Annotated in this window: 11 protein-coding genes; all 11 read left to right on the forward strand. The window is 53.9% G+C overall.

Features of this window, described 5'->3' with window-relative positions:
* The first annotated feature begins 17 nt into the window (after positions 1-17).
* The 11 genes from P0Y67_RS04225 (at position 18) to P0Y67_RS04275 (ending at position 14,638) form a co-directional block, all read left to right on the forward strand.
* Positions 18-524, forward strand: coding sequence for a prepilin-type N-terminal cleavage/methylation domain-containing protein (locus tag P0Y67_RS04225; protein WP_342390873.1), 507 nt, complete (start codon positions 18-20; stop codon positions 522-524).
* Positions 511-1,152: a prepilin-type N-terminal cleavage/methylation domain-containing protein gene (locus P0Y67_RS04230; RefSeq protein ID WP_342390874.1), complete on the forward strand. Its 642-nt coding sequence runs from the start codon at positions 511-513 to the stop codon at positions 1,150-1,152. The genes P0Y67_RS04225 and P0Y67_RS04230 overlap by 14 nt, the downstream gene beginning before the upstream one ends.
* Positions 1,152-1,910 carry a PilW family protein gene (locus P0Y67_RS04235; RefSeq protein ID WP_342390875.1) on the forward strand — a complete coding sequence of 253 codons (759 nt, stop codon included), beginning with the start codon at positions 1,152-1,154 and terminating at the stop codon, positions 1,908-1,910. The genes P0Y67_RS04230 and P0Y67_RS04235 overlap by 1 nt, the downstream gene beginning before the upstream one ends.
* Complete coding sequence (locus tag P0Y67_RS04240) at positions 1,900-2,349, forward strand: hypothetical protein (protein ID WP_342390876.1); 450 nt, start codon at positions 1,900-1,902, stop codon at positions 2,347-2,349. The genes P0Y67_RS04235 and P0Y67_RS04240 overlap by 11 nt, the downstream gene beginning before the upstream one ends.
* Positions 2,342-5,800, forward strand: a complete 3,459-nt coding sequence (locus tag P0Y67_RS04245) for a DUF6701 domain-containing protein (protein ID WP_342390877.1) — start codon at positions 2,342-2,344, stop codon at positions 5,798-5,800. The genes P0Y67_RS04240 and P0Y67_RS04245 overlap by 8 nt, the downstream gene beginning before the upstream one ends.
* A gap of 336 nt (positions 5,801-6,136) precedes the next feature.
* Positions 6,137-7,180: a rod shape-determining protein MreB gene (gene mreB / locus P0Y67_RS04250; protein WP_027253728.1), complete on the forward strand. Its 1,044-nt coding sequence runs from the start codon at positions 6,137-6,139 to the stop codon at positions 7,178-7,180.
* A gap of 40 nt (positions 7,181-7,220) precedes the next feature.
* Entirely contained in the window at positions 7,221-8,084 is an 864-nt protein-coding gene (gene mreC, locus P0Y67_RS04255) for a rod shape-determining protein MreC (RefSeq protein WP_027253727.1), read from the forward strand.
* Complete coding sequence (mreD, locus tag P0Y67_RS04260; RefSeq protein WP_342390878.1) at positions 8,077-8,565, forward strand: rod shape-determining protein MreD; 489 nt, start codon at positions 8,077-8,079, stop codon at positions 8,563-8,565. Before mreC ends, mreD begins: the two co-directional genes overlap by 8 nt.
* Before the next feature lie 86 nt (positions 8,566-8,651).
* Positions 8,652-9,218 carry a Maf family protein gene (locus P0Y67_RS04265; RefSeq protein WP_342390879.1) on the forward strand — a complete coding sequence of 189 codons (567 nt, stop codon included), beginning with the start codon at positions 8,652-8,654 and terminating at the stop codon, positions 9,216-9,218.
* Positions 9,219-9,234: 16 nt separating this feature from the next.
* Positions 9,235-10,704: a ribonuclease G gene (gene rng / locus P0Y67_RS04270; protein ID WP_342390880.1), complete on the forward strand. Its 1,470-nt coding sequence runs from the start codon at positions 9,235-9,237 to the stop codon at positions 10,702-10,704.
* Between the two features lie 25 nt (positions 10,705-10,729).
* A complete protein-coding gene (locus P0Y67_RS04275; protein WP_342390881.1) occupies positions 10,730-14,638 on the forward strand; it encodes a YhdP family protein in 3,909 nt (1,302 codons plus the stop codon).
* Positions 14,639-14,646: the final 8 nt, after the last annotated feature.

The raw sequence follows: 14,646 nt of genomic DNA on the forward strand, positions 1-14,646 counted from the left end.
GCGTTTTGGGTGAATGCATGGCTCGCCATTTGAGCGCTGGCCGACAACGTGGCTTTACGTTAATTGAACTGATTTTGGTGATCATACTGCTGGGGATCCTCAGTGTGACGGCCGCGTCACGTTTGATTGGCCGCAGCAGTTTTGATGCTTACCTGGCCCGCGATCAGGCCATCAGTCTGGCTCGTCAGATTCAATTGCGAGCGATGAGCAATATCAATGATCAGGGCGATCTGAATCCCTGCCTGTCTTTACTGGTGGCATCGGATTATTTTGGCCCGCCCGCCTGCGCCGACACCACTTTCTCTGGCCGTGCTATCACTGAAGCCGACGACGATATTACGGTGACCGGCGATCTGCCGGGCGAGGTGCGGTTCGATTTACTGGGACGCCCCTATCAGCAGGATGGCAGCGGGAACAAGACACCGCTTTGTACTACAGAGTGTCAGATAACCTTTGTCTCGCGTAACGTCCAGAGCGCCTCAATCTGTATCAACCGGGAGGGTTATATCCATGCCTGCCCGTAAGCCCTGCCGTTCGAAAATTTGCTATCAGAAAACCTATCGCCAACAACAGGGCTTTACCCTGATTGAAGGCATTATCGCCATTGTCATTATGGCGATTGCTATGGTGACGCTGACCAGCTTTTTATTTCCTCAGGCTGAACAGTCCGCCGTACCGCATTATCAGGCCAGAGCCGCGGCCATCGGCCAGGGCGTGCTGAATGAGGTGTTATCGCGCAAATTTGATGAAGCTTCGGATCCCTTTAACGACAGCGTGATCCGTTGCGGAGAAGAGGTGTATGTGTGCAGCGCGCCGGACAATCTGGGCGCGGATGCTGGCGAAGTTAACAGCGGTTTACTGAATGTCGGCGCTGCCGATGACGTGGATGACTTTATCGGTTGCTGGGGCAGTGTGACACAGTGCAACGGCAGCAGCCTGCCTCGCCGCGGGGCATTGCAGGATCTCGTTACAGTGTCTGCTGCTGAGCAGAGCGATTACCGCAATATTTATCTTGAAATCAGTGTGCGCTATGAAAACAACGCTTTCAATGGTGCCGCAACGGCTGTCAGCAGCCAGAAACGCATTGATGTGCTGGTCAGGACCAGCCGCTACGGTGACTACCCGTTCACTGCGTTCAGGAGTAACTACTGATGCGGCCGTCCAAAGGATTCACCCTGATAGAAATGATCATGGCACTGGTGATTCTGGCATTTATTTCGCTGGGCATCGGTGCCTACTTGCAACTGGGCGCCCGGGGCTATTCCGACACTATAGATAGAGAACGTTTACAATCTGAGGCGCGCTTTGTGATTGAGCGTCTTACCCGGGAAATTCGCCATGCGGCGCCAAACAGCGTCAGTTTTAGCAGCGGGTGTCTGTCGTTTTATCCTGTGCTGTTAACCGCCGCTTACCTGAATGAGCCTGATCCTGTAGATCCTGTAGATCTTGTGCTTGAGGTGCTGGTGCCGCCTGACTCACAGCAAATTGCTTTATGGAACAGTGGTGTTAACGGCAACCGCGCGGCTGTCGGATTTGTCAGTGCCAGTGATTATCAGGCTGATGAAGACGCAAGCATAGTCGTTGGAGCGCTGACGAAAACCCCGACCGCGGCAGATCCCACGGCCAGTCTGCAATTGTCCCAGTGGCTGGGCGATCGCTCACCGGGACAGCGCCTGTATCTGTTTTCCGACCAGGTGGCTTTTTGCCAGGTTGGCGATAGTCTGGTACGGCGGGTAAATAATGGTACCGGCTATACGCTGACCAATACGCTCAGCCATTTCAATGTCGCTGTGTCAGGGGCCGGCCTGAACAGCAATGGTCTGATTCATCTTGCGCTGACCTTTAGCGATCCTGTCAGTCAAGAATCGTCGGACTACAGCCAGAGCGTGCAGGTGATCAATGTCTTATAGCCGACGGCATTCAAAGCAACAGGGCAGCGCGCTGATCGTCGCCATTTTCGTTATCGTTGTCATGGCCGCCATGGCAGCCGCCATGTTGCGGGTGGCGGGTTCCGGCCAGGACATCACCACCCGCGAAGTACTGTCGACCCGCGCCTGGTTTACCGCCCATTCCGCCAATGAAGACATGATGAGGCAGCTTTTTCCGCTGGCTGGCACAGCCAGTGATCCCGCGGTCGATATCTGCAATCGCCACCATCCTGACACCGGTACGGCTTACACCTTCGCACCTGCCGGGATCAACGGCTGCCGCGCAGCCACCACCTGCCAATCCTCACATGCCGGGTCAGTAAACACTTACATGCTGGTAAGTACCGCCAGTTGCGGCAGCGGTCCTCATGCTGTGACTCGAACTCAGGAACTTTGGGCGAAGGATTTGGAGCATGAGTAAAGTCTGGCGGCTAATCATTTTATGGTTATTGTTTTCATTTCAGTATGCCTGGGCTTCTGGTGAGCAATGCAGTGAACTTCGAACAGACAGCCGATTTAATGTCGCTTACCAAATTGAAAACGCGCAATTAAAAGAAACTATTTATGGCGCGAAAAAGAATGGAACACGTGAACTGGCGCTCTGGAGTAATGACCCCACAATAAATTCGATCATCAAAGACACGAAAACAGTTGCGGGTGGTGATTACTACATTTGGTTGGCGTATGAGCAAACAGGCAATAAACAGGGGATGCTGACTTATTATCTTTATGAAGCAGGCACTAAGCCCGTCATTTGGCGCAAAATAAGCACTACGTCTGCGGACTTATCATCAATAAAAAGCGTCCCGATTCAGGTCCAAGGGACGGCCGTTCAGGAAATGTCCTGTACGCTTGATGAGGCTGCACCTGAGTTACCTGAACCCTCAAACCCAGTGTGTGAATATTTTGGTGCACCAGTACAATCGCATTCATCGTCTGGAAGAATTGATATTTACAATAATGCTTTTATCCGGGGTAATAAGGCAGATTTTAAATTGGGATTTGCAGCCATTAATGATGGCAGTGGTTTGTCTGACCATTCATGCACGGCAAAGGGGCAAAGCTGGAAATGTCAGATTGACCCTAACCTGATTGTCGACCCGATTCCTATGCCTGATTCATTCCCTGAACCCGATCCCGGGAATGGATACAAATCTTATTATGACAATCAAGTGCATGATATCGCTCCGGGTAATTATGGAGGAATGGAAGCCGGAAGTAGTCAGACAGTGATACGTTTCAGCAGTGGTACTTATTGGATAAAACAACTGACTCTAAACGGTTCGGCTGTGCTTGATGTTGTCACTGGCGCGAAAGTAAAACTGTATGTTAATCGACTTCAAATCAATAATCAGGCGCTTATTAATCATAACGGCATCCCTGAAGACTTTTTACTTGCAGGGGTTGGCGGTGATGCGAGCATTCATATTACAGGCTTGGCATCTTTTAACGGACTGGTTTATTCCGAAAATAACGTCACGTTGGATTCCGATTTTAGCTGGAACAGCGATCTATCTCAGATTCCTGCAACCATAACGGGGGCTGTGATCGCGAAAAATGTCTTCATGAGCAAAACCAGTAATGTCTCTGCGGAGGGGGTTTGTGAGGATGTGACCCCCAACGACAACTACGAACTGGTGATTTCTCCGAGTACCGCCTATGGCCTGACCTGCGAGCGTATCCCGGTCGATTTCACTGTGCTGAAAAACGGGACCATAGATACCTCTTTTGTGGGGAACCTGAATGTGTCACCGGCCTCCACATCAAACGGTGAGGTGTGCTGGGCGGCATCCGAAAACGGCAGCTGTGAGGCCAGCTCATCTGCTATTCCTATTAATGGCGGGGCAGTGACTTTGTATCTGCAAAGTCATTTGGTCGGTGATATTCAGGTTGCGGCCTCGGTTCTGACACCGGGTAATCAATTACTGACTGCTGATGCCGGCCCTTATCGTTTTGCGCCGTACGGTTTTCGCATTAACGGCGGGACTGCGAAAGAGCTGATTGCCGGTAAACCGGATTCGTTATTGATTGAAGCCGTTGCCTCAAATGGTGCTCAATGTGAGGTCATTGAAGATTATGGCAAGGCCGACAGTGAAACCAAATCGCTGCGCTTTAGCGGCCTGGATTATATCCGGCCGAATACAGGGACGCGTCCGCTGTTGATCAATGGGCAGGCAGTGACTGAGGCCAGCAATGTAACGGCAACGCTGAGTTTTACCAAGGGCCGGGCGACAGTACCTGTGCAGTATAACGACGCGGGCGAAATCAGTGTGGAGCTGGTTGATAACGAGTGGCAGCCGGAAGATTGTCCGGCCGGAGCAACGGACTGCGACGATCATCAGGGGGACTGGTCCGGCTTAAACGGCAAAGCGGTATTGCTGTCCCGACCTTATACGTTTGCACTCTGTGACATTAGCGAAGATGAAGTAGATTTCTCCGGCACCGCCAGCGGCGGACCGGGCTTTGCGGCGGCGGGTGACAAATTCTCAGTCACCTTTAAACCTGTGATCTGGACGGAAGATGCCGTGGTGGCGGATCAAAGCGGTGATGATATCAATGATATCCGGACCACCACCTCAGCCTGGTGCAATCAATTAACAACACCGAATTATTATTCGGTTTCAGGGGGGGCGGCACCAGTTCAACTTTCTATCCCCGATAAACCGGCTTCGCCAACGGGCGATGGCGTATCTGCGGGTAAGCTGGAAGGCACGCTGTACCACGAATTTACACGCTCAGAAGCGGCTGCGGGCTGGACTATTGGCGATCTGAGCTGGAGCGAAGTCGGCAGTCTGTGGCTTCAGGCCGATGCCGATTATCTCGGCATGACAGTGGAGCAGGGTGTCGGACAGCTGGGACGCTTCTATCCGGCATATTTCTCGATCAAAGAAAGTGTGGTCAGTGATGCTTACGGCAACTTTACCTATATGGGACAGCCATTCTCCTTGTCTGCCACCGTCGAGGCGAAAAACAGACAGGGCGAGTTAACCCAAAACTACGGCTATTTTGCCGACGATTATCAAGAATCGCTGCAGTTACGCGCCGTGAATGCGGGGGCGGCAGGAAGCGAAGCGAACAACCTGACCAGCCGGTTGTCCGAGCGACTGAGCTATCAAAACTGGGATAAAGCGCTCCAAACGATCACGACCGATACGCTGGCATTGCTACGTGTGGTTAGCAGCGTCAACGTGACCGAACCCGACGGCCCGTACCCGGTGGATTTTGGTCTGGTTGTCGAATCTCGACATGATTGCGCGACCCGGGGTTGCAGCGATTTTTCAGCTAAACCGCTGAGTGTCTATGAGCAGGACGGCGCCACGCCGGAAACCGCCGCCGCGCTGGTTGGTGATATTCACGCCCGTTACGGCCGGATGCGGCTGGAAGATGCTGTGGGCCGGCAAGGTGAAAAAATCAATATTCCTGTGCTGTTGGAGTACTGGAATGCAGGCCAGTTCGTCACCAATGACGACGATAACAACTCGGTATTCAATGGCCAACTGTATTTCAAACAGGGCATCACGAATCCGACCACGAATGCGATCACCGCATCTGTTGGTGATATCAAGGTGCAGGATGGGCGCTCGACGTCGGGCGATCTTTATGCCACTGAGGGCGTGTCCAGTGAACAGGTACGCTTCTGGCAAAAACTGGTGGCCGACATGCCTGCTGCCATCACAGGCGAGAATCCTGTCACTGACTCAGGATCCGGCACCCATGCCGGCAGCGAATCCCAGTCCTGGTTGCTGTACAACTGGCGGGGTCAGGGTGACGAAAATCCCTCAGCGCTGGTGACTTTTGGGGTTTACCGTGGCAATGACAGGGTGATTTACCGCGGTGAAAGGAATATGAACCAGTTCATCGGTATCAATTAGCCGGTACCGGTTCGTCGAGACCAGTTAGCCGATACCAGTTCGTCGAAAGCTGGCGTTACTATGCGGAACCGGAACGGTGACGGCCAAGTCAGTCTGAACGGATACAGCATGGCTTTATGCTCTACTTACTTCATATTTGTCTGGTATGTCTCAGGGGCATGGTAATGAGCGGGCAGAGCACAATTCGAAGCAAAAGCACACACGAAAGCGTAACAATCCCTAAAAATGAGGATCTGTGGCAGGTTTGACAAAGCTTATCTTGTCTCGCTACCTGCCACTTGATACATTTAGGCGCAATTTTTACGAAATTTGAGCTTGCAGGATTAGCCGAAAACTATGTTTAAAAAACTTCGTGGCATGTTTTCCAATGACCTGTCCATTGACCTGGGTACTGCCAATACCCTGATTTATGTCAAAGGGCAGGGTATCGTACTTGATGAACCTTCAGTGGTCGCCATTCGCCAGGATCGTGCGGGTGCCACTAAAAGTGTCGCGGCCGTTGGCCACGAAGCAAAACAAATGCTGGGGCGTACGCCTGGTAATATCGCTGCTATCCGCCCGATGAAAGACGGCGTGATTGCAGATTTTTATGTCACAGAGAAAATGCTGCAGCATTTTATCAAGCAAGTTCACGATAACAGTGTACTGCGCCCAAGCCCACGTGTGCTGGTGGCTGTGCCTTGTGGTTCTACTCAGGTTGAGCGTCGTGCTATCCGTGAATCGGCACAAGGTGCCGGTGCCCGTGAAGTGTACCTGATTGATGAACCTATGGCGGCGGCCATTGGTGCCGGTCTGCCGGTGTCTGAAGCGACAGGCTCCATGGTGATCGATATCGGTGGTGGTACAACTGAAGTTGCCGTTATCTCTCTGAATGGCGTGGTGTATTCCTCTTCCGTACGTATCGGTGGTGACCGTTTCGATGAAGCGATTATCAATTATGTTCGCCGTAACTACGGCAGCCTGATTGGTGAAGCAACCGCTGAGCGCATCAAACACGAGATAGGCTCTGCGTATCCGGGTGATGAAGTGCGCGAAATTGAAGTGCGCGGCCGTAACCTGGCTGAAGGTGTGCCACGCAGCTTTACCCTGAATTCCAATGAGATTCTAGAAGCCCTGCAAGAGCCGCTGACAGGTATTGTGTCTGCTGTGATGGTGGCACTGGAACAGTGTCCGCCGGAACTGGCTTCGGATATCTCAGAGCGCGGTATGGTGCTGACAGGCGGTGGTGCACTGCTGCGTGATCTGGACCGTTTACTGACCGAAGAAACCGGTATCCCTGTGGTGGTTGCTGAAGATCCGCTGACCTGTGTGGCGCGCGGTGGCGGTAAAGCGCTGGAAATGATCGACATGCACGGTGGCGATTTATTCAGCGAAGAGTAATGTCTACCCCGGCAAACATCCAAACAGGTCATAGTGTTACATGAAACCTATCTTTGGCAGAGGCCCTTCTCTGCAATTGCGCCTGTTTCTTGCCATGTTACTGTCGGCCGGCCTTATGCTGGCCGACAGCCGTCTTGATGCTTTCGCCCAGGTCCGGTATGTCCTTAACTCTGCGGTTGCCCCTTTGCAATACGCGGCGAACCTTCCGCGCGAAATTCTGGATGGCCTTTTCAGTCAGCTGAGTTCTCATCAGCGATTACTGGCAGAAAACAAAGCGCTTAAGCGCGACCTTCTGGTACTGCAAAGCGACGTGCTGTTGCTTGACCAATTGCAGCAGGAAAACCAGCGTCTTCGTGAGCTGCTGGGATCACCGTTTGTGCGTGACGAACGTAAAATGGTGGCAGAGGTGATGGCTGTCGACTCCGACCCTTACAGCCATCAGGTCATGATAGATAAAGGCCGTGTCGATGGCGTGTATGAAGGCCAGCCGGTGATCAATGACAAAGGTATCGTGGGCCAGATTTCCTATGTCGGTGCCCATAACAGCCGTGTCCTGCTGCTGATTGATCCCACCCATGCGATTCCGGTGCAGGTGGTGCGCAACGATATCCGGGTAATTGCCTCAGGCAGTGGCGAGCAGGATCAGATCCAGCTCGAACACGTACCCAGCAGTACCGATATCAAAGTGGGCGACTTACTGGTGACCTCAGGTCTGGGTGGCCGCTATCCGGAAGGATACCCGGTCGGCAGGGTGACAGAGTTTTCGTTCGATAATAAGCGCCCGTTTGCGCAAATCAAAGCCTTGCCAACGGTGCAGTTTGACCGCTTGCGCTATTTACTGCTGGTCTGGCCGACAGACAGAGAAAGGCATACCGTCACCACAGGAGATCCGGTCAATGGTTGATAGTCGAGCCAATGGCATTGTGCTGATCTGGTTGTCGTTTGTGGTTGCGCTGATTTTGCAGGCCGCTCCCTGGCCCGGACAGCTGGAAGCCTTCCGCCCGTCCTGGGTCATGTTAGTGGCGTTTTACTGGGTGCTGGCGTTGCCACACCGGGTCAATGTCGGCACGGCATTGATACTGGGACTGATCTGGGATCTGCTGCTGGGTTCCACTCTGGGCATTCGCGGCCTGACCATGTCAGTGCTGTGCTACATAGTGGCCCTGAACTTTCAGGTGATGCGCAATTTATCCTTATGGCAGCAGGCCATGATAGTCGCTTTGCTGTCGCTGGCCGGCAAGCTGGTGGAGTTCTGGGCAGAATACCTGGTGGTCGAAATTGAATTTGATCCCACCCGGTTGTGGGCCGTGTTACTCAACTTCCTCCTCTGGCCGTGGTTGTTCCTGTTTTTGCGGCGCATTCGCCGTAAGTTCTCAATACGATAGGGGACGTCAGTCCCCTTCGGATAGCACTGTGTGATACGGCTCGCATGACAAGCCCCGGTGCTATCGTCTTTCTAGGTAAGATCAAGATGACAACACTGTATCTGGCATCCGGTTCACCCCGTCGCAAAGAACTGCTCTCTCAACTCGGTTACACTTTCGATATCCTGTCGCTCGACGTCGAAGAACAGCATCAGGCTGGAGAAACCCCGGAAGCCTATGTTCAGCGGCTGTCGCTGGACAAAGCCATGGCCGGGGTGAGGGTAACTGACGGCCAGACGCCGGTACTCGGTTCAGACACTATAGTGGTAGTAGACGGGCAGATTCTTGAAAAGCCGAGGGATTTCGCGCACAGCTGTGAGATGCTCATGTTATTATCCGGACGAAGCCATCAGGTGATGACGGCTGTCACTGTCGCTACGCAAGCGCGTCAGCGTACAGAGCTGGTTGTGACGGATGTCTGGTTCCGGTCTCTGACCAGCCAGGACATTCAGGACTACTGGCAAAGCGGTGAACCCAAAGACAAAGCCGGCAGTTATGCCATTCAGGGGATTGGCGGGAAATTCATTGCCCGTATCGAAGGAAGTTACCATGCAGTTGTCGGCTTGCCGCTGCTGGAAACCGATGCGCTGATCCGAGAATTTATAGCCAATTAAATTAACAGAGGCATCCATGAGTACCGAGCTGCTTATCAATGTGACACCCAGTGAAACCCGTGTGGCGATGATTGAAGGGGGCAACCTCCAGGAAATCCATATTGAGCGTGAATCCAAGCGTGGCATTGTTGGCAATATTTATAAAGGGAAAGTGAGCCGTGTACTGCCTGGCATGCAGGCAGCCTTTGTTGATATCGGGCTGGATAAAGCGGCCTTTCTTCATGCCTCCGATATTGTTCCCCATACCGAATGCGTGGCTGAAAATGAGAAACAGCAGTTTCAGGTAAGGGATATTTCTGAACTGGTGCGCCAGGGGCAGGATCTGGTGGTGCAGGTGGTGAAAGATCCGCTGGGAACCAAAGGCGCCCGCCTGACGACGGATGTCACCCTGCCATCCCGTTACCTGGTTTTCATGCCAGGTGCCAGCCATGTCGGCGTATCGCAGCGGATTGAAAGTGAGCGCGAGCGTGAGCGCCTGAAAAATCTGGTGACCAAACACTGTGATGAGCTGGGCGGCTTTATTATCCGCACCGCTGCGGAAGGGGCGTCATCGGTCGAAGTGGCGCAGGATGCAGCATTTCTTAAGCATCTGTGGCGAAAAGTGCTGGAACGTCGTGGAAAATACAAAAGTAAGTCGATGCTGTACGGTGAGCTTGGACTGGCACAGCGTATTCTGCGCGATTTTGTCGGCACAGAACTGGATTCTATTTACGTCGATTCCCGCCTGGCTTTCGAGAATTTAAAAGAATTTACCGACGAGTTCGTGCCAGAACTGAGCAACAAGCTGGTTCGCTACACAGGCGATCAGCCGATTTTCGATCTGTACGATACGGAAAATGAAATTCAGCGTTCGCTGGATCGCAAAGTGGAGCTGAAATCCGGCGGTTATCTGATTATCGATCAGACCGAAGCCATGACAACGGTCGATATCAATACCGGCGCGTTTGTCGGCCGTCGTAATCTGGAAGAGACCATCTTCAATACCAATATTGAAGCCACCAAAGCAATTGCCCGCCAGTTACGCCTGCGCAACCTTGGCGGGATTATCATTATTGATTTTATCGATATGGCCTCTGAAGAGCACAGGCGCCGGGTGCTGACGGCACTGGAACAGGCGCTGTCGTATGACAGAGTGAAAACCAATATCAACGGTTTTACCCAGCTTGGGCTGGTGGAAATGACCCGTAAGCGGACCCGTGAAAGCATTGAACATGTGCTGTGCGGGACTTGTCCAACCTGTGAAGGGCGCGGGACGGTGAAAACGGTCGACAGCGTCTGCTATGAAATTCTGCGTGAGATCACCCGGGTTAACCGGGCTTATGATGCCGATCGTTTTGTCGCTTATGTTTCCCCTGCGGTGGCCGAGACACTGGCCGGCGAGGAATACCACGCGCTGGCAGAACTGGAAGTCTTCATCGGTAAGCAGGTTGAGGTCAAAATTGAACCTTTGTATAACCAAGAACAGTTTGACGTCGTAATGATGTAAACCCTGAGGCAATGGCGTGTTATCTGTGCTGATAAATCTGACCCGCGTTCTGAAATGGACGTTGCTCACTCTGCTGGTCATCGGCGCAGTGTTAATCACCTCGTTGCGCTTGCTGCTGCCGCAATTGAACGATTACCGCGCTTCGATTACGCAGTGGCTCTCGGCGCAAGCCAATATGCAGATCAGTGTCGAGCTGGTTGAGGGCCGCTGGCATAATCTTGGCCCGGTCATGGCGCTGCACGGTGTCAGTATCGGCCAGAGCAGTAAGGATATGGTGCAGGTCGGCGAGGTCGACTTTGACGTCGATCTGTGGCGTTCTGTGCTGAACCTCAAGCCGGTTTTTCGTGATATCAAACTGACCGGACTCACGCTGGATCTCACCCAGCTTCCGGCCAGCGACCGTCCTGCTGAGACGGATAAACCCTTAGATGTCAACCGGCTGGAACAACTGCTGTTTGTTCAGTTGGGGACATTCTCCCTTCATGATGCCACCCTTGTGGTGAGCTCACCTGCGGGTCATCGCCAGCCGGTGGCGGTGAAAGAGCTGAAGTGGGATCGTCAGGGCGACATGCACCTGGCGGAAGGTATTGTCAGTATTCCCGGCACAAATCTCAATCAGCTCAATGTGATGGCCAATTTGTCTGCCAATCACGGGTTGCCGCATTTATCCGGCACCATTTATGCGCGGGCGAAAAACCTGTCAATGACCCCCTGGCTCAATCAGTCTGTGCTGGGCGGGGAAAAAATCACCGACAGCCAGCTGAATGCGGAAGCTTGGCTGACTCTCGACAATGGTCAGCTCAGTAACAGTAAAGTCCGTTTTCTGGACTCCTATGTGCGCTGGCAGGAAAACGGGCGCAAACACGAGCTGGCATTGCTGCGTGGCATGCTGACTCTGAACCCTGAGCAGCGAGACGCCGGCAGCGGATGGCGACTGGACAGCCATAAACTGGTACTGGCAACAGATCAGAAAGCCTGGCCGCGTCTTGATTTCTCCGCTAACTGGCTGGCGCCGCAGCAAAATGCTCAGGCGGCGGCTGAGCCGTTATCACCACAAGACACTGTGTCCCAGGGCCATTGGCAGCTGGCTGTCAGCAGTCTTGATCTGGCCAGACTGGCGCCGTTAGCCAGTTTGCTGCCGGAAGACAACACAGGCCGACAAGCCATTGAGTCACTGCAGCCTGCCGGTTTGGTACGCGATCTCCGTCTGGCCGGACAGGGACTGGCGCCCCCCCGTTTTTCTTTTGAACTGGATGGGGTCTCGAACAGGCAGTGGATGTATCTGCCAGCCTTTGCATCTTTGCATGCCAATATTGCCGGTGACGGGCAGCAGGGCGAGATCGCGCTCAATGTCGGCAAGCAAACCCTGGACTATGACAAAGTCTTCCAGGCACCGATGGCGATTGAGCAGGCCGATGTCCGGGCTTACTGGCAAAGGGATGGGCAGGGATGGCGTGTGTGGAGCGATGAGCTGTCGCTAACCACACCGCATCTGAGTGCGAACGGGCAGTTCCGGCTTGATTTCCCGAAAGCGGCCCCTTCCTGGCTGTCTTTTTACGGCGAAACCAAAGTCAAAGATGCCGGCGCGGCCTGGCGCTATTTGCCCCGCCCGGCGCTGGGGCAGGAACTGACGGATTATCTTTCCGCCGCCATTCGTGGCGGGCAGTCTGAGCATGCTCAGCTACTGTGGTTTGGCGATCTGCCTGCATTTCCTTATGCCAGCCAAGACGGTAATTTTGAAATCAGCGTGCCGCTTAAGAATGGGCGTTTCAGTTTCGATACCGCCTGGCCTGAGCTGACCGACATCGATTTGAAGCTGAATTTCCGCAATGATCGCATGCTGATCAATGCCAGCCATGCCAAGACCAAAGACGCTGTGGCTGATCGGGTCGTCGGCGATGCCTGGCTGCACCCGGATGGCCACCTGAAACTGGCCATTGATGTCAGCGCAGAAGGCGAGCAGGTTCGCGATTATATGATGGCAACGCCACTGGTGGACTCGGTCGGGGCGGCGCTGTCGGCGGTGAATGTTGACGGACCTGTGGCCGCCAAGCTGCAGTTGGATATTCCCTTTAGTGGCGGCGAGGTGAAAGCGCAGGGAGAGGCCAGTCTTGACAGTAACCGGGTGACCATCGAAAGCCTGTCGCTGCCTCTTACTCAGGTTAAAGGCACCATTCATTTTGATAATGACCAGATAACGGCGGACGGCGTAACCGGCTATTGGCTCGGCCAGCCCCTGACCGTCAGCTTTGACGGCGAGAACGCCGAAGCCGGTTACCAGGTCAATGTGGATCTGGCCGGGTTCTGGCAGCTTGCCTCGCTGCAGCATCGCTTGCAGGATCCGCTGCTGGCCAGACTGCACGGCAGTGCCAGGTGGCACGGTAATGTCGGGGTACTGCTGCATGATACCGGACTGAAATATCAGGTCTTTCTTCAGGCGCCGTTAGCCGCTGTCCGCAGTGAGCTGCCTTATCCGCTGGCCTTTACACCACAAAGTCCCACCAGTGCGGTGCTGACGGCTTCCGGCAACACTTCCCGGCTGGAAGCCAGCCTTACCGTGCCAGATGCCCAGTACCGGGCTGAGATCGCCTTGCAGTCACAACCGCGGATTGTACGCAGCGAACTGACAGTCGGCCTGGCCGAACGACGCAAACTGCCGGCAAAAGGGCACGGGATTCGTATTCAGGCCAACAGCATTGATGCCGATGCATGGGACAGCCTAGCACAAGAGATCATTGACAAGCAGCAGAGCAGACCGGCAGCCCAAACCGGTATTGAACTGCCATTACCCACAAGGATCAATGCCAGCATCCAGCAGCTTAAGCTGGCAGGGCTCAACTGGCACAATCTGGACTTGGCGGTACGCAAGCAGCCATCGCAGTGGCATGCGGTGCTCGGCAGCCGCGAAGTCAGCGGCGAGCTTTTCTGGCCCGACTATAAACCCCTGACGGTGAACCTAGAGCAGCTTCACCTCAATTTACCGGAAGATAAAAAGCCGCTGGAAACCCTGTCGGCTGAGCATAGATACGTGCCGCAGCGAGCCATTCCGCCGGTCACGGATTTTGACCGTAATATGATGGCTTACCTGCCGCAGATGAACGTCAAGGTCAAAGACTTGTGGCTGCAGGGATACCGGCTGGGCGCATTAAGCGGCCGATTGCGACGCGATGCCCAGACGCTGATTCTGGAAGAGCTGCAGCTGGATTCCGGCACCACGTCACTGAGCCTGGATGGTCACTGGACCATGAATCAGTACCAGAATGAAACTCAGGTCGCCTTTGATATCGCCGGTGAAGACAGCTCGGAGCTTATGGGGCGGCTGGGCATCTCAGGCGGGATCCAGGATGCCCGCTTTACCAGCTACGCCTCAATTCAGTGGCAGGGGGCGCCATGGTCGATGCACCGTGAAACCCTGACCGGTGAGCTCAAGACCGAAACCGGTAAAGGGGTGATCCGTGATGTGGGCGGTGCAGGCCGGATTCTGGGGCTATTCAGCCTCGATTCTATCATGCGCAAGATGCAGCTCGACTTTACCGGGGTGTTTGATGACGGGCTGGCGTTTGACTACATCAAAGGGTCCGGACGGATCGAAAATGGCCGCTTTGAAACGGACGATGTGGAAATGAAAGCACTGGCGGGCGATATGTACATTCAGGGAAGTGCTAATCTGGTTAATGAGACAGTGAATGCCAGAGTGAAATTTATTCCTGATCTGACATCCGGTATCCCGGTGCTGACAGCGTTTGCCGTCGCACCGCAGACGGCCATAGTGGTGTTTGCGATTTCGACCGCCCTGTCGCCTGTGGTGGATGTCTTTACCCAGATTAACTATGTCGTCAGCGGCCCGATAGAGTCACCCACAGTCACAGAGCAATCGCGCTTTACCGGTGAGTTTAAGGTGCCTGCCGCCCTGAAGCAGCAGGTTGAGCAATAATAAACAAG

The organism is Photobacterium sp. SP02 (assembly GCF_038519165.1).
In the GTDB taxonomy this organism is placed as follows: domain Bacteria; phylum Pseudomonadota; class Gammaproteobacteria; order Enterobacterales; family Vibrionaceae; genus Photobacterium; species Photobacterium halotolerans.

Excerpts from the sequence above, each read along its gene's own strand:
- mreC (WP_027253727.1), top strand. The coding sequence starts at position 7,221 with ATGAAACCTATCTTTGGCAGAGGCCCTTCTCTGCAATTGCGCCTGTTT.
- rng (WP_342390880.1), top strand. The coding sequence starts at position 9,235 with ATGAGTACCGAGCTGCTTATCAATGTGACACCCAGTGAAACCCGTGTG.
- mreD (WP_342390878.1), top strand. The coding sequence starts at position 8,077 with ATGGTTGATAGTCGAGCCAATGGCATTGTGCTGATCTGGTTGTCGTTT.
- P0Y67_RS04245 (WP_342390877.1), top strand. The coding sequence starts at position 2,342 with ATGAGTAAAGTCTGGCGGCTAATCATTTTATGGTTATTGTTTTCATTT.
- P0Y67_RS04225 (WP_342390873.1), top strand. The coding sequence starts at position 18 with ATGGCTCGCCATTTGAGCGCTGGCCGACAACGTGGCTTTACGTTAATT.
- P0Y67_RS04230 (WP_342390874.1), top strand. The coding sequence starts at position 511 with ATGCCTGCCCGTAAGCCCTGCCGTTCGAAAATTTGCTATCAGAAAACC.
- P0Y67_RS04240 (WP_342390876.1), top strand. The coding sequence starts at position 1,900 with ATGTCTTATAGCCGACGGCATTCAAAGCAACAGGGCAGCGCGCTGATC.
- P0Y67_RS04235 (WP_342390875.1), top strand. The coding sequence starts at position 1,152 with ATGCGGCCGTCCAAAGGATTCACCCTGATAGAAATGATCATGGCACTG.
- mreB (WP_027253728.1), top strand. The coding sequence starts at position 6,137 with ATGTTTAAAAAACTTCGTGGCATGTTTTCCAATGACCTGTCCATTGAC.
- P0Y67_RS04265 (WP_342390879.1), top strand. The coding sequence starts at position 8,652 with ATGACAACACTGTATCTGGCATCCGGTTCACCCCGTCGCAAAGAACTG.